The organism is Streptomyces sp. NPDC026515 (assembly GCF_055567595.1).
Genome location: NZ_JBVHQD010000009.1, coordinates 301,666 through 319,973 on the forward strand (window position 1 = coordinate 301,666; position 18,308 = coordinate 319,973).

Below are 18,308 nucleotides of genomic sequence, written 5' to 3' on the forward strand. Positions count from 1 at the left end.
CTCAATCCGCCAGGGCCTGCCCGAGCTCCACTCCCCGCCGATCGGCCAGTCCCTGGCCCACACGAACGGTTGTGACTCACACGTCAGGTCTCGTCGGCGTGGGCGCCGGTGCCGACGGAGCTCCGGCTGGCGGCCAGCCAGGAGCGGGCGGGGCCGGCGGGTGTTGCCGTGTCCACGGTGAGGTGGAGGCGGGTGGCGCCGTCCGGGCCGGGATAGCTGCGCTGTTCCGCTCCGGCGAAGCAGTGGCGAAGCGCCTCCGCGACCGCTCGGGCGGCTTGGGGCGTGTGCGCGATGATCCGTACCTCGGCGTGCCCGAGCGATGCCGGTGTCTGGGTCTCGATGTACTTCACGTGGGCGTGTTCCCTTCGGGGTGGGCGAGAAGCCGGGAGGTCTCGGCAGGGGGTCGCTGAAGCGGTAGGCGCGACCCGTGCGCCGTGCTGGGCATTGCGCAGGTGGATCGGGCGCATCCCGATACCGATCGCGAGGACGATCACCGCGATGACTGTCACCTCCGGCCGTTTCCGGACAGTGGGAGGGCCCTTCGCCGCACTGGCATCCCGAAGGGAGACGTACAGGCCCCGCCTTCGCCCTCCCAGGTGGCCTCCCGGAGCACGGCGTCACGGATGCCGCGCCCCAGGACGGCTTCGTTGCTCATCAGGACGCCCGCGGTGAGGACGCCGCCCGGGATCGCTGCGGCGGACATCAGCCGGGCCGCGGCCGCGGGTGCAGTCTCGGGCGGGACGACGAGGAGGTCCCAGCGCCCGACGGTGTAGGAGAGCAGGATGAGCTTGTCGGGGTCCTGTTCTGTGAACCACCCCACGTGCAGCATGCGCCCGCCGACAGCAACCGTGTGCGGCACGACGGGCCAGCGGGTGGGGTTCACGGTCACGCGCGTGATGCGGCCCCAGGGAATCTCCAGGGCGGCGGCGAGCCGTGGAAGCTCGGCTTCGAGGTCGCGGGAGTAGGGCCACCAGGCCCCGTCCAGCTGGCCGGCGAGCGTGGTCTTCGGGGTGAGGGACAAGCGTGCCGGAAGCTCTGCGGCGAGGTCGCGGGGCGCGGTCCGGTCGAGGGTCGTGGTCATGATGCGGACCTGCCCCCGGGCTGCCCGTCGGCAGCCCGGTTTTTCGTGTTCGCCGGAGATGACACCCGCGTGAAAGCCGGTGTGCGAAGTACCTCCGGTGCTTTCACTGTACGCCTGTTCGGCGAACCTTGACCGCCGTGACCAGGTATTTTCCGGCGGATGCCGGATCGGGCGGCGGGAGTATCGTGAAACGACGGCGGGCTCGTGCACGTCGGGGGCAGGCACCGGCGTCGGCCGCGAACTGCGACGACGCACCGCCGCACCCCAGAGACGGGCAGACTCACATGGCTGACACCGACCTTCCCCACCCGCCCCGGCTGCTGCTGCCGGATGCGATCCACCAGGCGGTCGAACCGGGTACGGCCCTGCTGCGGCTGGAGACCACGCGGTCCCGGGAGGGACTCCTGGACGGCGCGTGGTGGCCCCGTACCCGCGACATCGAGACCGAGCTGCCCGCGCTGATCAGCGTGTTGACCGGGCATCTTGGACCGATCACCCGCGTGGGCGTGGACGCGGCCGCCTGGAACGGCCTCCCGACTCGCCTGGTCATCGACGACCAGGTCGTGCACCTCGACTCCGACCCGGTCGGCGACAACACCGTCCTCATCACCCGCGGCCACAACGACCACTTCGCCCTGTTGGTGGTTCCCCCGGACACCACCGCCGACGCCGCCCGCGAGGCGATGGCCCGCGCCGTCCGCGCCGACAACATCACCGAGGCCGCTCAGATCCTCATCGCCACCACACCCAAACCTGAATAGGACCAGGCCGTCGACCGACCGAGGGGTTCTTGCCCGCGTTCTTCCCGGTCTTGAGGGTGAGCTTCTTCGCAATGAGCATGTCGTCGTCGATGATCTTGGGGTGTCCGCCGTGGTTTCCTTTGGCCGCTGAGGTGACCCGGCCTTCGAGGTTCTTCTCCCGAATGTAGTTGCGCTCGATCTGACCGGCGACGGTGAGGACGGCGAAGAACACGGTTCGGTCAGTTGTGACGCTCTACCGCCAATGCGCCCTGATCGGCGTGAGATCCATGGCGGCAGTCTCCCAGAGGCGCCTCGCACAACATGTCGGTTTCGAGGGGACTTTCGCGAACGGCGACCCGCGGAAAATGTGATCACTTCCCGGCTCTCGCAGAACTCTCGCAGATGACCGTTCATGAGAATGACCGTGCGTGACACCTGTGGCCGGGGGCCCGGTGGCCGGCCGCAGCACCGGTTTTCTTTCCGGTTCCCCGCGCACCGTGAGCGTGACGGCCTCTGTGGGGGGCCGGGCCCGGTGGGACACCGCGGCGGTGTCGGGATCGGCGACGTCGCCCACTGCGGGCGCGGGCGGGACTGGCTCGCCGCCCATGCCATCCCCGCCGGGTCTATCGTGCCGCCCCGGGGCAGGACCGGCTCCTACGGGCTGGCAGGGGTCCCGTGCCGACCACAGCGGCGCAGCCGAAGTACCTCACCAGCCTCACGGCGTCGGCCGGGACCGAGTGGTTCTGCGCCGAGTCGTGACCGCACCGGCACGCTCGGCGTGATCCCCCAAACGGCCCCGGTGAAACCGCCGGGGCCGTCCTTTCAGGCGCAACACGTGAGAGTGCGCAACCCACCATCCATAGTACCCCTGCAAGGTAGTTTCCGACGTGATTCCTTAGGATGCCGCGAAGCATGAGCACATTCTGCTCGGACCTCGCGTACCGACGACCGCGCCCAGAAGCCGGCACGCGCGCAACCGTCGGCAAGGGGCTTGCTATTCCGCATTAATGCGCCACTGCCCCCGGACACGGAACCAGAGTCCGGGGGCGTAGATCGATTCGACGACAGCGGCTTCGCCTTTGGTCACCCTGAGGATCCGCAATGCGCCGCTCGGAAGCAGGTCGTACTCGTATGTGGCGGGCGACTCACCTTCGGTGATGTCGTCGTAGGAGATATCTGCTGCCGCCGGCTCCGCGTATTCCTTGGGGGGCCGGTTCTCCACCAGTTTGATGAACACGCTCATACCTTCACGATAGACCTCGCGGCTTTCTCGCGTGAGATGCCGGAGCCATCGCCGACGGCGCACCACCAGTCGGGCGGTATCGGCTCATTCCGGGTCTGCGAAGCAGGTGGGGGCGCCGCCGACGCACGGCCGCCGGCCGCCTCGCCGCGATCCGGTCGGCCAGGGCCGTTCGACCGTCCGCCAAGGTTCACGGGAGGACCGCCGCGGCCGACACCCCATCAAGTTCGAAGACACCTCATGACAGGGTGGCAAGGTGGTCGGCGGTACCCCCGCGCCACTCGATCAGGAAGAGGGTCGCGTCGTCGCTGGTGATCCCGCCTCGCTCCCGGATCAGGGTGCGGGAGAGGGAGCGCACCACCGCCCGAACCCCTTCCTCGGCGTGCTCGATGCGGTTGACCCAGGCGATGAGTTGCTCCTCGCCGAACTGCTCGCCGCGGGCGTCGTGCTCCTCGATCAGGCCGTCGGTGAAGCACAGCACCCTGTCTCCGACCTGGAGCGTCTGCTCGCTGAGCTGGGGCTCGTCACCGCCGAAGCCGACCGGCAAGGTGGTGGGGCTGTGCAGTTGCCGTACGACCTGGTGGTCGCGAATCAGGAGCGGCGCGGGGTGACCGGCGTTGACCCATTGCAGCCGGCCTGTCGCGACGTTCAGGCGCATCATCTGTGCGGTGACGAAGTGCTCGGGCCCGAACTGCCCGGCGATGGCCCGGTCCATGAACGCGTAGATCCCGGACAGCCCGACGGCGGTACGCCGGGCGTGCCGGTAGGCGCCGATGGCGACGGTCGCCATGGTGGCGGCTTCCAGGCCGTGGCCCATCGCATCGACCGTGGCGACGTGCAGGATGTCGTCGTTGAGGGCGTAGTCGAAGCTGTCGCCCGCGACCTCGTAGGCGGGTTCGAGGATGCCGGCCACCGCGACCTGCGGGGTGGACATCGACAGCGGGGGCAGCAGGGACCACTGGATCTCCGCGGCCACGCTCATCGGCTCGCGCCGTCGGGTCTGGAAGAACTGGTCGGTGTAGCTGTTCTTGGTGACCAGCATGTGGGCGGCCAGGCAGGCCAGTCGGTGCAGCAGCCGCCGGTCGTCGTCGTCGACGGTGTCCAGGGTGAGCGCCAGCACCCCCACCTGGTCGCTGCCGTCCAGCAACGGCAGGTGGATCCGTACGCCGTCTGCCTGCGGCACCTCGACGGGGGTTCCGCTCCGGAAGGCCGTGCCGGCGGGGGAGCCGTCAACGGGCGCGCGCTCGCCGACGGTCAGCCGCCTACCCGGAAGCGGCACCAGCATCAGTTGTTCGTAGTCCTGCAGGAGGACCGAGACGTCACGGCCCCCGATCCGGCCCACCAGGTCCACGATCAGCGGGGCGATCAGATGCGGCGGCATCTCGTGGGCCCGGTCCAGCAACGCCCCCAGCAGCCGCTCACCGAATCCTTCCGACCGGTCCACCGCGCCCTTCTCGGGCTGCGGCTCTCCTGCCGTCACAGCCGCCCCCGCCCTTGGCGGATCCGCTGGAAGGCCCAATCACGTGATCGGTACACACGGACTCCCGATACGACCGCCAATCCGCACAGCCTGACGCGGCCGACCGACCCGACGAGCCGATTACGCCAACGGCGGCATGTCACACCCGGTCAAGAGAGGCCTCTCTCGAATCCGGTGTCCACACAGCGGCTCCCGATCTCGCTGCCGAGTGGCTCCGAGACACCAACACCCTGTCGAAAACAGGCATGGTCGCCGCCGTGACTCCCTCCACTGCCGGCCCGCGTGCCGCCAGTCCGCCTACCGGGCCGGCAAGCGGGTACGCGAAGGCGTCACGCGCCCGGCCGGGGTGGTGCCCTTCTCGCCGTCGCAGACGTCGCGGGCGAGCTTGTGCGGGCGTCGTACCGGTGTTGCACCCGGCTGGATAGATCCCGATCAGCAGATCGGTCCCGCACACGCGGAGCACCGCAGAACCACTGAGCACGGATGGACCGCTTCAGCCGGACACCGCGGCCCTGCTGCGCCCGAACCGACGTACGGCAACGGGATCGTCCCCAGGCGCTCTCCTCCGCAACCAGCGGCCCCCGAACACGCCAGGGCCTGTCCGGTGCCATCTCCGCTGACAGGACGGGCCCTGGCCCCCATCTACAGGAGCCCCTTGGATGTGTCGAAGCCGAGGGCGCGGAGCGCCGCCACGACAGCGGTCGCCGCGCAGGGACCGCAACCTCGACGTACCTCGCCACCACGACTCGAGCCCCGTGGCACGACTCATCGAGAAGTCTCCGGACCGTGTCCGGTACGGGCTGTACCCCCGCTCCGGACCGACCTCAGCAGCGGCTCTGTGATCAGGAAACCCAGACACAACGTCCTGCCACCCGCCGTTCCGATGCCCCGCAGGCGTTGAAGACACGCAACGGAACAGCGGCTTCCGCCTCCTTGCGTCCTGCGAGCGTCCCGAATTCGGTTTCCAACCGCCCGCGCCAGCCGCACCCGGCGACTTCCCGAACCGCGACGCCAGCGCATCTCTGCAGGTCAGGCCAGATCGGCCGGCTACGATACCGAACCCACGAGCAGCGGATTCAGTCCGTTCAGGCAAAGTTGACGCTCCGACACCCGGAAATGAACGTTTCCGCAGCTCAGAGACCTGCGCTGGTGGGGCGGGTGGGACTCGAACCCACGGCCGACGGATTATGAGTCCGCTGCTCTAACCGGCTGAGCTACCGCCCCATAGCGGCGTGTCGCGTACAAGTGTGCGCGCCGTCTGCCGCAGCATAGCCGCTCATACGATCTCCTGCTTCGGATGGTCGGCTTCCGCGATGCTCACGACCTTGAGGACATCGGCGCAGGCCCAGCGGTTCCCGCGGACTCGCAACGGACATGAAAAAGGACCCCCGCAGGGGTCCTCGTTCAGCATGCTCCCCCGACTGGACTCGAACCAGTAACCTGCCGGTTAACAGCCGGCTGCTCTGCCAATTGAGCTACGGAGGACCGAGCTCCCCCGACTGGACTCGAACCAGTAACCTGCCGGTTAACAGCCGGCTGCTCTGCCAATTGAGCTACGGAGGAATGCCTCGTTGCATCGAACGTACCTACCTGGGTATTCGCCAGGGGGCGCCCGCTCGCTGCGACACATACATTAGCGCAAGCAGGGGGGTGCTCCGCCAATCGGTACTCCCCGACGAGACTCCCCCCGAGGGAAGGGTGGCCGCCATGCGCTACAAGCTCACGTTCGTCGCCGGGCTCGCTCTTGGCTACGTGCTGGGTACCAGGGCCGGACGCGAGCGATACGAGCAGCTGAAGAAGTCCGCCCGCCAGGTCGCCCAGAACCCGGCGGTCCGCAACACCGCCGAGACCGCCGCCCAGCAGGGCCGGCTCTACGCGGGCAAGGCGTTCCACTCGGTCGGCGCGAAGGTCGGGGACCACGTGCCCGACTCGGTGGCCGCCCGGGTCCGCGCCCTGCGCGAACGCAACCCCAACGGAGCAGCGGCGGACGACTGGGGCACCAGCAACACGTAACGGCGTCGGGGCGGCGGACCCGAGGGGCGCCGGGCACTGGCCGGCCGGTCTCGGCACGTCCGCACCCGCCGGTCCCCGCGAACGCCTGCGGCGCCCTCGGCCGAACCACGGCGGCGCGTGGGGCAGAATTCCCGCCATGGGGATAGTCGCCGGGTTGGACAGCTCACCGGATTTCACTCGCATCGTGGTCTGCGACACGGACACGGGTGCGGTGCTCCGCCAGGGATACGCACCGCACCCGCTCGACACGCCGGACGGCGCGGCACGCCCCAGCGATGTCGATCCGCAGGCCTGGCTGCTCTCGCTCGGCGAGGCCGCCGGCGGCGGGCTTCTGGAGGGCGTGCAGGCCATCGGCGTCTCCGCGCAGCAGAACGCGCTGATCCCGCTGGACGCCCAGGGCAACACCGTCCGCCCGGCGATCGTCGGCGGCGACCGCCGCGCCCAGGTCGCGGCGGCCGATCTCATCGACGCGCTCGGCGGCCGGGAGGCCTGGGCGCAGGCGGTGGGGTGCGTGCCGCAGGCCGCGCAGCCGGTGACCAAGCTGCGCTGGCTGGCGAAGGCCGAGCAGGAGAACGCCCGGCGGACCGCCGGACTGCTGCAGGCCCACGACTGGCTGGTGTGGCAGCTGCTGGGGCGGCCGGTCAGGAGGACCACCGATCGCGGCGGCGCCTCCGGGACCGGGTACTGGTCGGCCGCCGCCGGCGGCTACCGTCCCGACCTCGTCGAACTGGCCCTCGGCCATCAGGCCATGCTGCCCGAGGTGATCGGGCCCTCGGACGCGGCCGGTACGACTCCGGAGGGGCTGCTGATCTCCGCGGGGACCGGCGAGACCATGGCCGCCGCCTTCGGACTGGGGCTGGGCTTCGGGGACGCCGTGGTGTCCCTGGGCGCGTCCGGGTCGGTGATGGCCGTGCACCCGGAGGCGCTCGCCGACACCTCCGGGATGATCACCTCGCTCGCCGACGCCACCGGGATGCACCTGCCGGTGGTGACCACCCTGAACGCCGTACGGACCCTGCGCGGGACCGCCGAACTGCTCGGGCTGTCCGATCTGGAGGGCCTCTCCGACCTGGCGATGAAGTCGACGCCCGGCTCGCACGGGCTGGTCATGCTGCCGTACCTGGAGGGCGAGCGGACCCCGAACCTGCCGCACACCGCCGGGACGCTGGCCGGGCTGCGCCGGGAGTCGATGAAGGCCGAACACCTCGCGCGGGCCGCCTTCGAGGGCATGCTGTGCGGGCTCGCCGACGCGCTGGACGTACTGCGCGGCCGGGGTGTGGAGGTGCGGCGGATCTTCCTGCTGGGACAGGCCGCCGAGCTGCCGGCCGTACAGGCGGCGGCGCCGATGCTGTTCGGCGCGCAGGTCGTCGTACCGCAGCCGGCGGACTACGCGGCGATCGGGGCGGCCCGGCAGGCGGCCTGGGCGCTCGGGGTCTCGCAGGGGACCCTGGATCCGCGCACCCCGCCCGTCTGGCAGGGGGCCGCGGCCCAGGTGCTGGAGCCCGGGGACGAGCTGGCCGTCGGGCAGGCGGTGCGGCAGCAGTTCGTGTCGGTGCGGGAGCAGACCCACCCCGGGGCGTTCCGGGCGTAACACCGCGAAGCGCCTGTCCGCTGTCGGGTTAATGGGTTGAGGTAACGCGGGTGGAGTGTCGGACGATAGGGGCCTAGGGCAAGCGATCCCGCCATCCGGGCAAGCGAACCCGCCCCCACCGCCGACTCCGAGAGACGTAGCGTGCTCATACGACTTCTGCGGACCTATCTCAGGCCCTACAGGAAACCCATCTCGATCCTGGTGCTGCTGCAGCTGCTGCAGACCTGCGCCACTCTCTACCTGCCCACGCTCAACGCACACATCATCGACAACGGGGTCGTGAAGGGTGACACGGACTACATCCTGTCGTTCGGCGCCCTGATGATCGGCATCTCGCTCGCGCAGGTGGTGTGCAACATCGGTGCCGTCTACTACGGCGCCAGGACCGCGTCGGCGCTCGGCCGGGATGTGCGCGCCGCCGTCTTCGACCGGGTGCAGTCCTTCTCCTCACGTGAGGTGGGTCACTTCGGGGCGCCCTCTCTCATCACCCGTACGACCAACGACGTACAGCAGGTCCAGATGCTGGTCCTGATGACGTTCACGCTGATGGTGTCGGCGCCCATCATGTGTGTCGGGGGCATCGTGCTCGCCCTCGGCCTGGACGTTCCGCTGTCCGGGGTACTGGTCGCCGTCGTCCCCGTGCTCGGTGTCTCGGTGACCCTGATCGTGCGCCGGCTGCGTCCGCTGTTCCGGGCCATGCAGGTACGCCTCGACACGGTGAACCGGGTGCTGCGCGAGCAGATCACCGGCAACCGGGTGATCCGCGCGTTCGTCCGCGACGAGTACGAGCAGGGCCGGTTCGGGAAGTCCAACAAGGACCTCACCCAGATGCAGTTGGCCACCGGCAACATGCTGGCGCTGATGTTCCCCATCGTCATGACGACGGTGAACGTGTCGTCGATCGCCGTGGTCTGGTTCGGCGCCCACCGCATAGCCAGCGGTGACATGGCGATCGGCGACCTGACGGCGTTCCTCGCCTACCTGATGCAGATCGTGATGTCCGTGATGATGGCCACCTTCATGTTCATGATGGTGCCGCGCGCCGAGGTCTGCGCCGAGCGCATCGAGGAGGTGCTGGACACCGAGTCCAGCGTCGTCCCGCCGCTCGCGCCGGTCACCGAGCTGCGCCGGCACGGGCACCTCGAGATCCGGGGCGCGGGCTTCCGCTATCCGGGTGCCGAGGAGCCGGTGCTCAAGGCCGTCGACCTGGTGGCCCGGCCCGGCGAGGTGACCGCCGTGATCGGCTCCACCGGAAGCGGCAAGTCCACCCTGCTCGGGCTGGTCGCGCGTCTCTTCGACGCCACGGACGGCCGGGTCCTCGTGGACGGCGAGGACGTCTCGGGCCTCGATCCGAAGCTGCTCGCGCAGACCGTCGGCATGGTCCCGCAGAAGCCGTACCTGTTCGCCGGGACGGTGGCGACCAACCTGCGGTACGGCAACCCGGACGCCACCGACGAGGAGTTGTGGCACGCGCTGGAGGTGGCGCAGGCCAAGGGCTTCGTGGCGAAGCTGGAGGGCGGCCTGAACGCGCCCATCGCCCAGGGCGGTACGAACGTCTCCGGCGGCCAGCGGCAGCGTCTGGCCATCGCCCGCACGCTCGTGCAGCGCCCGGAGATCTACCTCTTCGACGACTCCTTCTCCGCCCTCGACTACGCGACCGACGCGGCCCTGCGCGCCGCGCTCGCGGCGGAGACGGCCGAGGCGACCGTCGTCATCGTCGCCCAGCGGGTGGCGACCATCAGGGAGGCCGACCGGATCGTCGTCCTCGACGAGGGACGGGTCGTCGGCACCGGCCGCCACCACGAACTGATGGCCGGCAACGAGACCTACCGGGAGATCGTGCTCTCCCAGCTGACGGAAGCGGAGGCCGCCTGATGGCCGGGCCCATGGGACGCATGATGGCCGGGAGCGGCCCCGACCAGCGCTCGATGGACTTCAAGAACTCGGGCAAACGGCTTCTCGCCCGGTTCAGGCCCGAACAGCTCACGATCTACGTGCTGCTGTTCTGTGTGGTCGCGAGCGTCACCCTCAGCGTGATCGGCCCCAAGATCCTGGGCCGCGCCACCGACCTGGTGTTCGCCGGTGTCATCGGCGAGCAGATGCCGGCCGGCGCCACCAAGGAACAGGTGCTCCAGGGGATGCACGAGCGGGGCCAGGGGGCCGTCGCCGACATGCTGGGGAGCACCGACTTCACGCCCGGCAAGGGCATCGACTTCGGCCAGGTCGGCGACGTCCTGCTGTTCGCGCTCGGCACCTACGTCGCCGCCGGCCTGCTGATGGCGGTGGCGACCCGGCTGGTCAACCGGTCCGTCAACCGCACGATGTACCGGCTGCGCGAGGACGTCCAGGGGAAGCTGTCGCGGCTCCCGCTGTCGTACTTCGACAAGCGGCAGCGCGGCGAGGTGCTCTCCCGGGCGACCAACGACATCGACAACATCGGCCAGACGCTGCAGCAGTCGATGGGCCAGCTCATCAACTCGCTGCTCACCATCATCGGCGTGCTCGCGGTGATGTTCTGGGTGTCCTGGATCCTGGCGCTGGTGGCCCTGGCCACCGTGCCGCTGTCCTTCCTCGTCGCCACCCGTATCGGCAAGCGCTCGCAGCCGCACTTCGTGCAGCAGTGGCGCACCACCGGCAAGCTCAACGCCCACGTCGAGGAGATGTACACCGGGCACACCCTGGTGAAGGTCTTCGGCCGGCAGCAGGAGTCGGCGCAGCAGTTCGCCGAGCAGAACGACGCACTGTACGAGGCCGGGTTCAAGGCGCAGTTCAACAGCGGTGTGATGCAGCCGCTGATGATGTTCGTGTCCAACCTGAACTACGTGCTGGTGGCGGTCGTCGGCGGTCTGCGGGTGGCCTCGGGCGCGCTGTCCATCGGTGACGTCCAGGCGTTCATCCAGTACTCCCGGCAGTTCTCGATGCCGCTGACCCAGGTCGCCTCGATGGCCAACCTGGTGCAGTCGGGGGTCGCGTCGGCCGAGCGCATCTTCGAACTCCTCGACGCGGAGGAGCAGGAGGCCGACCCGGTGCCGGGCGAGCGTCCGGCGGAGCTGCGCGGGCGGGTGGCGCTGGAGCACGTGTCGTTCCGGTACGACCCGGAGAAGCCGCTCATCGAGGACCTCTCGCTGACGGTGGAACCGGGCCACACGGTGGCGATCGTCGGCCCGACCGGCGCCGGCAAGACCACCCTGGTCAACCTGCTGATGCGGTTCTACGACGTCTCCGGCGGCCGGATCACCCTGGACGGCGTCGACATCACGCACATGTCCCGGGACGAACTCCGGGCCGGGATCGGCATGGTGCTCCAGGACACCTGGCTGTTCGGCGGCTCGATCGCGGAGAACATCGCCTACGGTGCCTCGCGCGAGGTCACCCGGGGCGAGATCGAGGAGGCGGCGCGGGCGGCCCACGCCGACCGGTTCGTCCGGACCCTCCCCGAGGGCTACGACACGGTGATCGACGACGAGGGCACCGGCGTCAGCGCGGGTGAGAAGCAGCTCATCACCATCGCGCGGGCGTTCCTGTCCGACCCGACGATCCTGGTCCTGGACGAGGCGACGTCCTCGGTGGACACCCGTACCGAGGTGCTGATCCAGAAGGCGATGGCCAAGCTGGCGCACGGACGCACCTCGTTCGTCATCGCCCACCGGCTGTCGACGATCCGCGACGCCGACACCATCCTGGTGATGGAGAACGGCTCGATCGTCGAACAGGGCGCGCACACCGAGCTGCTGGCGGCCGACGGGGCGTACGCGCGGCTGTACAAGGCGCAGTTCGCGCAGGCGGTGGCCGAGGTGGACTGACCGGCGGCGGCACCCGAGCGGACGGTACGGCGGCCCCGCCCTCCCCCAGGGCGGGGCCGCTGCCGCCGTTGAGGAATTTGCTTTTTTGCGCAAGTGCGATGTCGTGGGGCGCCACGGCACGAGAAGACCCCACCCGCACGGGTGGGGTCTGGGCCGGCCGCCGAGGGTGGCGGGGTGGGCGGTTCTCAGTCCAGGTAGCCCCTCAGCTGGTCCGCGAAGGCGTGGTCCCGGAGCTTGTTGAGCGTCTTCGACTCGATCTGCCGGATCCGTTCCCGTGTGACGCCGAAGATGCGCCCGATCTCCTCCAGCGTCCGGGGGCGGCCGTCGGCCAGGCCGTACCTCAGCTGTACGACCTTCCGCTCCCGCTCTCCGAGCGTCGACAGCACCGCCTCCAGGTGCTCGCGCAGCAGCAGGAACGCCGCCGACTCCACCGGGCTCGCCGCGTCGCCGTCCTCGATGAGGTCGCCGAGGGCCACGTCGTCCTCCTCGCCGACCGGGGCGTGCAGGGAGACCGGTTCCTGGGCGAGCCGGAGCACCTCGCCGACCCGCTCCGGGGCGAGGTCGAGGTGGGCGGCGACCTCCTCCGGCGTCGGCTCGTAGCCCCGCTCCTGGAGCATCCGGCGCTGGACGCGCACCACCCGGTTGATGAGTTCCACGACGTGGACGGGGACCCGGATGGTCCGGGCCTGGTCGGCCAGGGCACGGGACATGGCCTGGCGGATCCACCAGGTCGCGTACGTCGAGAACTTGTAGCCACGGGCGTAGTCGAACTTCTCGACGGCACGGATCAGGCCCAGGTTTCCCTCCTGGACGAGGTCCAGCATCGTCAGGCCGCGGCCGACGTACCGCTTGGCGACCGAGACGACGAGCCGCAGGTTGGCCTCGATGAGCCGGCGCTTGGCCATGCGGCCCATGACGACCAGCCGGTCGAGGTCGAGGGCCAGTTCGCTGTCGAGGTCCGGGGCGCCGCCCAGCTTCTCCTCGGCGAACAGGCCGGCCTCGACGCGGCGGGCGAGTTCGACCTCCTCGGCGGCGGTGAGCAGCGGGATACGGCCGATCTCGCGCAGGTACTGCCGGAACAGGTCGGAGGAGGGACTGCCGGCGTCGACGCGGGGCGCGGCGGCGGGCTCCGGCTCCGGCTCGGTCTCCGGGGCGTCGGCCGCGAGTTCCTCCACGGCCGGGCCCTCGGCCTCCTTGGGCTCCGCCTCCGTCTCGGGATGGAGCGCGAGCCGGCTCTGCGGCGGCACGCCGGCGTAGGCGTCGGCGTCGGCTTCCGGCTCGTCCGTGAGCGTGCTGTCGGTCTGGGTCAGGGTCTGGGTCTGCACGGGGGCGACCTCCAGGATGATCGCTGCCAGGGGGTACGGCAGCGGTACTTCGGGGGCGGAGACGACGGCCTCGCCGCTGTCCGTCCCGTACGCGATGAGTGGAACGGCGGGGGTGTGGGACCCGTCCGGGACGGGCCGGCCGCGCTCCGAGGACTCAGGCACCGCCCCCAGTGTGGGGTACGACACATCGCCGCCACGAGGGGCGTGCGGTGACTTTTTGCGTCCGGTCCGTGACCGCGTGGTTATCCTGCGGGCCGGCTTCGGCTCACAGGGCGGCGACGCCGCGCTCGCGCAACGCCTGACCGTACTGCTGGAGCACCCACAACTCGTTCTGTACGGCGGCGAGTTGAGCCGGGTCACCGCCGCTGCCGAGGCGGGTGAGGGTGATCTGGATCTCGTGGATACGGCGGTCCACGGCCCGGCGGCGGACGGTCACCAGTTGCTCGCCCGCGTAGTTCTCGTCGACCGTGCGGCGCATGATCGCCTCGACGGCGAGCTCCGTGACCATGGCACGGACCACGTCGTCGGGCGCCACCTCACGGACCCGGACCAGGTACTCCTGCGGGTCCTGCGCGCCGTACTCGGCGCCGCCGGCGTCCATGACGGCCTGCCGTACGGCCGCGTACGGGGCGGCGGTGAACTCGTCGACGCCGTACGCGTCGAATGCCGGGGAGACCAACTCGGGCCGCTGGAGGGCGAGTTTCAGCAGCTCACGCTCGGTGGCGTAGACCGCGTTGCGCAGATTGAGGGCGGGGCCCGAGACGGCCGGGCGCGAGCCGCCGGTGTCGTACGACGGCTGTTGCGGGCCGCGGGCCGGGGCGGCACCCCGCCCGCCCTTGTCCCGTGCCCAACGGGCCAGCTGCGCCACCCTCTTGACCACGAACTGGGTGTCGAGGATGCCGAGCATGCCGGCCAGTTCCACGGCGACCTCGTGCTGGGCACCGCTGTTCTTGATCCGGGCGACGATCGGCGCCGCCTCGTCCAGGGCGGCCGCGCGGCCCGCCGGGGTGTCCAGGTCGTAGCGGGCCACGATCTGGCGGAGCGCGAACTCGAAGAGCGGGGTGCGGGGTTCGGCCAGGTCGGCGACCGCCTCGTCGCCCTTGGCCAGGCGCAGCTCGCAGGGGTCCATGCCGTCGGGCGCGATGGCGATGTACGTCTCGGCGGCGAACTTCTGGTCGTCCTCGAAGGCGCGCAGGGCGGCCTTCTGGCCGGCCGCGTCACCGTCGAAGGTGAAGATCACCCGGGCGCTGCCGTTGTCCATCAGCAGCCGGCGCAGGATCTTGATGTGCTCGCCGCCGAAGGCCGTACCGCAGGTGGCGATCGCGGTCGTCACCCCGGCCAGGTGACAGGCCATGACGTCGGTGTAGCCCTCGACCACGACCGCGCGGCTGGACTTCGCGATGCTCTGCTTGGCGAGGTCGATGCCGTACAGGACCTGGGACTTCTTGTAGATCGCGGTGTCGGGCGTGTTGAGGTACTTGGGGCCGTTGTCCGCCTCGTACAGCTTGCGGGCGCCGAAGCCGACCACCTCGCCGCCGATGTCCCGGATCGGCCACATCAGCCGCCCCCGGAACCGGTCGATGGGCCCGCGCCGCCCCTCCTGCGACAGCCCCGACAGCAGCAGCTCCTTGTCGGTGAAGCCCTTGCCGCGCAGATAGCGGGTGAGGTGGTCCCAGCCCTGGGGGCTGTAGCCGACGCCGAAGTGGACGGCCGCGGCCTGGTCGAAGCCGCGCTCGGCCAGGAAGACCCGGCCGGTCTCGGCCTCGGGGCCGGTGGCGAGCTGTTCCGCGTACCAGCCGGCGGCGATCTTGTGCGCCTCGACCAGCCGGATCCGCTCACCGCGCTGGTGGGAGGGGTTGTACCCGCCCTCCTCGTAACGCAGCGTGATGCCGGCCAGCCCGGCCAGCCGCTCGACCGCCTCCGAGAAGGAGAGGTGGTCGATCTTCATGACGAACGTGAGGGTGTCGCCGCCCTCCTGGCAGCCGAAGCAGTGGAAGAGTCCCTTGCTCGGGCTGACCTGGAAGGACGGCGACTTCTCGTCGTGGAACGGGCAGAGTCCCTTGAGGTTCCCGCCGCCCGCGTTGCGCAGCTGGAGGTACTCGGACACGACGGCGTCGATCGGGACCGCGTCCCGGACCGCCTTCACATCCTCGTCATTGATCCGTCCTGCCACGGGTGAATTCTACGGTCACCGACGTGCCCCGAAGATGCGCTGGGGGTACCCCCGGCCGAAGGCTCGGGGAGGAACCGCGCGAGCGACCCCGCCGGCCCCGCACCCGCGACACCACGGCCCGGCAGCCCCTCAGGCGCCGAGGCTCTCCAGCGGCACCCTGGGGTCCGCCAAGGCCTCCGCGTCCACCACGGCCCTCGAAGTGATCAGCTTCTGGATCGGCTCTGTGACATCCCACACGTTCACGTTCATCCCGGCCAGCACCCGTCCCTCCTTCAGCCAGAACGCGATGAACTCCCGCTTCCCCGCGTCCCCCCGGATGACGACCTCGTCGTACGACCCGGCCGGTGCCCATCCGCTGTACTCCATGCCGAGGTCGTACTGGTCGGAGAAGAAGTAGGGCACCCGGTCGTAGGCCGGCTCGCCGCCCAGCATCGAGCGCGCCGCCGCCGGACCGCCGTTCAGCGCGTTGGCCCAGTGCTCGACCCGCAGCCGGGTGCCGAACAGGGCGTGCGGGAAGGACGCCACGTCACCGGCCGCGTAGATGTCCGGGTCGGACGTCCGCAGCCGTTCGTCGACGACGATGCCGCCGCCGTGCGCGCGGTCGGCGATCTCCAGCCCCGCCGCCTCGCCGAGGCCGGTGCGGGGCGCCGCGCCGATCGCCGCGAGGACGTCGTGCGCCGGGTGCTCCTCGCCGTCGTCGGTGCGGGCCGCGAGCACCATGCCGTCCTGCCCGACGATCTCGGTGAGCCGCACGCCGAACCGGAACCGCACCCCGTGCTCCTGGTGCAGCTGCGCGAAGACATTGCCGAGCTCGGGTCCGAGTACGCCGTGCAGCGGGGTCGGCCCGTGCTCGATGACGGTGACCTCGGCGCCGTACGTCCGGGCCGCCGCCGCGATCTCCAGGCCGATCCAGCCGGCGCCCGCGATGACGAGGTGCCCGTTGTCCCGGCCGAGGGCGGCGAGGACGCCCTTGAGGCGCTCCGCGTGCGCGAGGCGGCGCAGGTGGTGGACGCCGGCCAGGTCGGTACCGGGAATGTCGAGGCGGCGGGGCTCGGCGCCAGTGACGAGCAGCAGCTTGTCGTAGCGGACGATCGTGCCGTCGTCACCGAAGCGGACGGTCTTGGCGGCGCGGTCGATGCGGTCCACGGTCTGGCCGAGGTGCAGCTCGATGTCGTTCCGCGCGTACCAGGCGGGCTCGTGCACGAAGACGCTGTCGCGCTCCTCCTTGCCGAGCAGGTAGCCCTTGGAGAGCGGCGGCCGCTCGTACGGGTGGTCGCGTTCGTCGCAGATCAGTATCACCCGGCCGCTGAAGCCCTCGGCTCGGAGCGTCTCGGCCGCCTTCGCGCCGGCGAGTCCGCCACCGACGATGACGAATGTCTGGTCCGCGTCGACCACTTGATGCCTCCTCGTAAGGGTGCCGCTACATATGCCGCCCACATGCGCCGCACTGTGAGCCTCCCGCACACAGCGTGGTGCGGGAAGAGGGAGTGCCCCCCACTGGCGCGATCATGACCCGTTCAGGCCACGGAGAGTCACAGAGGGTCACGAAATATTCACATACGCCCCGTCAGCCTCGCATGCAGCGACCGCGCGGAGGCGTCGGTGAGCGAGGCGATCTGATCGACGATCACACGCTTGCGGGCGTGGTCGTCGCCGGCCGCGTCGAACAGCGCCCGGAACTGCGGGTCGAGGCCGTCGGGTGCGCGGCGGGTCAGCGCCTCGGCGAGTTCGGCGACGACGACCCGCTGCTCGGCACGGATCCGCTCCTGTTCGGCCCGCTGCATGACGTAACGGTGCGCGATCGCCTTCAGCACCGCGCACTCCATCCGGGCCTCGCGCGGTACGACGAGTTCGGCGCCGTAGCGGGTGAGCCGGCCGGCGCCGTACGTCGCGCGGGTGGCGGCCTCCGCGGCCAGGCAGAAACGGCCGATGAGCTGGCTGGTGGCGTCCTTGAGGCGGGCCTGGGCTGCCGCGGTGCCGTCGTAGCCGTGCGGCCACCACTCCTCGTCCTGGAGCCGGTCCAGGGCGGCGGCGAGTTCGGCGGGGTCGGTGCCGGCCGGCACGTATCTGCCGACGGCGACCGCGTAGACCTCCCGCCGTTCGGGTTCGGCGTGCAGGCAGTTGGGGTCGATGTGGCCGGCGTGCAGGCCGTCCTCGACGTCGTGCACGGAGTAGGCGACGTCGTCGGACCAGTCCATGACCTGCGCCTCGAAGCAGGTGCGGGTGCCGGGGGCCTCCTTGCGGACCCAGTCGAAGACCGGGCGGTCGTCCTCGTACACACCGAACTTCGGGGACGCCGGGTCGGTGGGGTGCGCGCCGCGCGGCCAGGGGTACTTGGTGGCCGCGTCCAGGGCGGCACGGGTGAGGTTGAGGCCGACGGAACCCTCGGGGGTGAACCGCTTGGGCTCGATGCGGGTGAGCAGGCGCAGCGACTGGGCGTTGCCCTCGAAACCACCGCAGTCGTCCGCGAACTCGTTCAGCGCCTGCTCGCCGTTGTGGCCGAAGGGCGGGTGGCCGAGGTCGTGCGAGAGACAGGCGGCCTCGACGAGGTCGGGGTCGCAGCCGAGTGCGGCGCCCAGTTCCCGGCCGACCTGGGCGCATTCGAGGGAGTGGGTGAGGCGGGTGCGGGGGCTGGCGTCCCACATCTGGCTGGGGTTGCCGGGGGTGACGACCTGGGTCTTGCCGGCGAGTCTGCGCAGCGCGGCGCTGTGCAGCACGCGGGCGCGGTCGCGCTGGAAGGCGGTGCGGCCGGGGCGCTTGTCGGGTTCGGGGGCCCATCGGTCGGCCGACGCCGGGTCGTAGGCCGAGGTGGCTGCGGGTGCGGGGACTGCCATGGTTCGACAGTACGGGGCGATAGTGACA

At 70.5% G+C, this 18,308-nt stretch carries 14 protein-coding genes and 3 tRNA genes; 5 read left to right on the plus strand and 12 right to left on the minus strand.

The window, feature by feature from the left end:
* Positions 1-83: 83 nt before the first annotated feature.
* Together ACZ4O3_RS21255 and ACZ4O3_RS21260 are read right to left on the minus strand one after the other, a co-directional pair.
* Positions 84-350, minus strand: a complete 267-nt coding sequence (locus tag ACZ4O3_RS21255) for a hypothetical protein (RefSeq protein WP_362716713.1) — start codon at positions 348-350, stop codon at positions 84-86.
* A 155-nt stretch (positions 351-505) separates the two neighbouring features.
* Positions 506-1,081, minus strand: coding sequence for a DUF5994 family protein (locus tag ACZ4O3_RS21260; protein WP_467723572.1), 576 nt, complete (start codon positions 1,079-1,081; stop codon positions 506-508).
* A gap of 284 nt (positions 1,082-1,365) precedes the next feature.
* On the opposite strand from ACZ4O3_RS21260, the gene ACZ4O3_RS21265 reads away from it, so the two are divergent.
* Positions 1,366-1,842 carry a DUF5994 family protein gene (locus tag ACZ4O3_RS21265; RefSeq protein ID WP_384987762.1) on the plus strand — a complete coding sequence of 159 codons (477 nt, stop codon included), beginning with the start codon at positions 1,366-1,368 and terminating at the stop codon, positions 1,840-1,842.
* On the opposite strand, the gene ACZ4O3_RS21270 is transcribed toward ACZ4O3_RS21265, so the two are convergent.
* The 6 genes from ACZ4O3_RS21270 to ACZ4O3_RS21295 all read right to left on the minus strand — a co-directional run bounded on the left by ACZ4O3_RS21270 (position 1,814) and on the right by ACZ4O3_RS21295 (position 6,104).
* On the minus strand, positions 1,814-2,053 hold the full coding sequence (locus ACZ4O3_RS21270; RefSeq protein WP_362716720.1) for a hypothetical protein: 240 nt from the start codon (positions 2,051-2,053) through the stop codon (positions 1,814-1,816). The genes ACZ4O3_RS21265 and ACZ4O3_RS21270 overlap by 29 nt on opposite strands.
* A 762-nt stretch (positions 2,054-2,815) precedes the next feature.
* Positions 2,816-3,064, minus strand: a complete 249-nt coding sequence (locus ACZ4O3_RS21275) for a hypothetical protein (protein ID WP_362716723.1) — start codon at positions 3,062-3,064, stop codon at positions 2,816-2,818.
* A gap of 235 nt (positions 3,065-3,299) precedes the next feature.
* Entirely contained in the window at positions 3,300-4,541 is a 1,242-nt protein-coding gene (locus tag ACZ4O3_RS21280) for a PP2C family protein-serine/threonine phosphatase (protein ID WP_362716726.1), read from the minus strand.
* Between the two features lie 1,147 nt (positions 4,542-5,688).
* Positions 5,689-5,765, minus strand: a tRNA-Ile gene (locus tag ACZ4O3_RS21285).
* A 188-nt stretch (positions 5,766-5,953) separates the two neighbouring features.
* A tRNA-Asn gene (locus ACZ4O3_RS21290) sits at positions 5,954-6,026 on the minus strand.
* Between the two features lie 5 nt (positions 6,027-6,031).
* Positions 6,032-6,104: transfer RNA gene (locus ACZ4O3_RS21295), tRNA-Asn, on the minus strand.
* Between the two features lie 144 nt (positions 6,105-6,248).
* Between ACZ4O3_RS21295 and ACZ4O3_RS21300 the strand changes: the two genes are divergently transcribed.
* The 4 genes from ACZ4O3_RS21300 (at position 6,249) to ACZ4O3_RS21315 (ending at position 11,948) form a co-directional block, all read left to right on the plus strand.
* Positions 6,249-6,554 carry a YtxH domain-containing protein gene (locus ACZ4O3_RS21300; RefSeq protein ID WP_362716729.1) on the plus strand — a complete coding sequence of 102 codons (306 nt, stop codon included), beginning with the start codon at positions 6,249-6,251 and terminating at the stop codon, positions 6,552-6,554.
* A 136-nt stretch (positions 6,555-6,690) separates the two neighbouring features.
* Positions 6,691-8,145 (plus strand): xylulokinase, encoded by a 1,455-nt coding sequence (locus ACZ4O3_RS21305; RefSeq protein WP_467723575.1) that lies wholly within the window; start codon positions 6,691-6,693, stop codon positions 8,143-8,145.
* 141 nt (positions 8,146-8,286) lie between these two features.
* On the plus strand, positions 8,287-10,020 hold the full coding sequence (locus tag ACZ4O3_RS21310; protein ID WP_467723576.1) for an ABC transporter ATP-binding protein: 1,734 nt from the start codon (positions 8,287-8,289) through the stop codon (positions 10,018-10,020).
* Positions 10,020-11,948 carry an ABC transporter ATP-binding protein gene (locus ACZ4O3_RS21315; RefSeq protein ID WP_467723577.1) on the plus strand — a complete coding sequence of 643 codons (1,929 nt, stop codon included), beginning with the start codon at positions 10,020-10,022 and terminating at the stop codon, positions 11,946-11,948. Before ACZ4O3_RS21310 ends, ACZ4O3_RS21315 begins: the two co-directional genes overlap by 1 nt.
* A 185-nt stretch (positions 11,949-12,133) precedes the next feature.
* On the opposite strand, the gene ACZ4O3_RS21320 is transcribed toward ACZ4O3_RS21315, so the two are convergent.
* The 4 genes from ACZ4O3_RS21320 to ACZ4O3_RS21335 form a co-directional block, all read right to left on the minus strand.
* Positions 12,134-13,435 (minus strand): RNA polymerase sigma factor, encoded by a 1,302-nt coding sequence (locus ACZ4O3_RS21320; protein WP_362714933.1) that lies wholly within the window; start codon positions 13,433-13,435, stop codon positions 12,134-12,136.
* A gap of 103 nt (positions 13,436-13,538) precedes the next feature.
* Positions 13,539-15,446, minus strand: a complete 1,908-nt coding sequence (gene dnaG / locus ACZ4O3_RS21325; protein ID WP_362714930.1) for a DNA primase — start codon at positions 15,444-15,446, stop codon at positions 13,539-13,541.
* Positions 15,447-15,575: 129 nt separating this feature from the next.
* A complete protein-coding gene (locus ACZ4O3_RS21330; protein ID WP_467723578.1) occupies positions 15,576-16,841 on the minus strand; it encodes an NAD(P)/FAD-dependent oxidoreductase in 1,266 nt (421 codons plus the stop codon).
* Between the two features lie 158 nt (positions 16,842-16,999).
* On the minus strand, positions 17,000-18,280 hold the full coding sequence (locus ACZ4O3_RS21335) for a deoxyguanosinetriphosphate triphosphohydrolase (RefSeq protein ID WP_362714924.1): 1,281 nt from the start codon (positions 18,278-18,280) through the stop codon (positions 17,000-17,002).
* Positions 18,281-18,308 lie beyond the last annotated feature (28 nt).

Bases quoted from the DNA above. Each gene is read 5' to 3' on its own strand.
- ACZ4O3_RS21260 (WP_467723572.1), bottom strand. From the start codon at position 1,081: ATGACCACGACCCTCGACCGGACCGCGCCCCGCGACCTCGCCGCAGAG.
- ACZ4O3_RS21265 (WP_384987762.1), top strand. From the start codon at position 1,366: ATGGCTGACACCGACCTTCCCCACCCGCCCCGGCTGCTGCTGCCGGAT.
- ACZ4O3_RS21275 (WP_362716723.1), bottom strand. From the start codon at position 3,064: ATGAGCGTGTTCATCAAACTGGTGGAGAACCGGCCCCCCAAGGAATAC.
- ACZ4O3_RS21300 (WP_362716729.1), top strand. From the start codon at position 6,249: ATGCGCTACAAGCTCACGTTCGTCGCCGGGCTCGCTCTTGGCTACGTG.
- ACZ4O3_RS21305 (WP_467723575.1), top strand. From the start codon at position 6,691: ATGGGGATAGTCGCCGGGTTGGACAGCTCACCGGATTTCACTCGCATC.
- ACZ4O3_RS21315 (WP_467723577.1), top strand. From the start codon at position 10,020: ATGGCCGGGCCCATGGGACGCATGATGGCCGGGAGCGGCCCCGACCAG.
- ACZ4O3_RS21335 (WP_362714924.1), bottom strand. From the start codon at position 18,280: ATGGCAGTCCCCGCACCCGCAGCCACCTCGGCCTACGACCCGGCGTCG.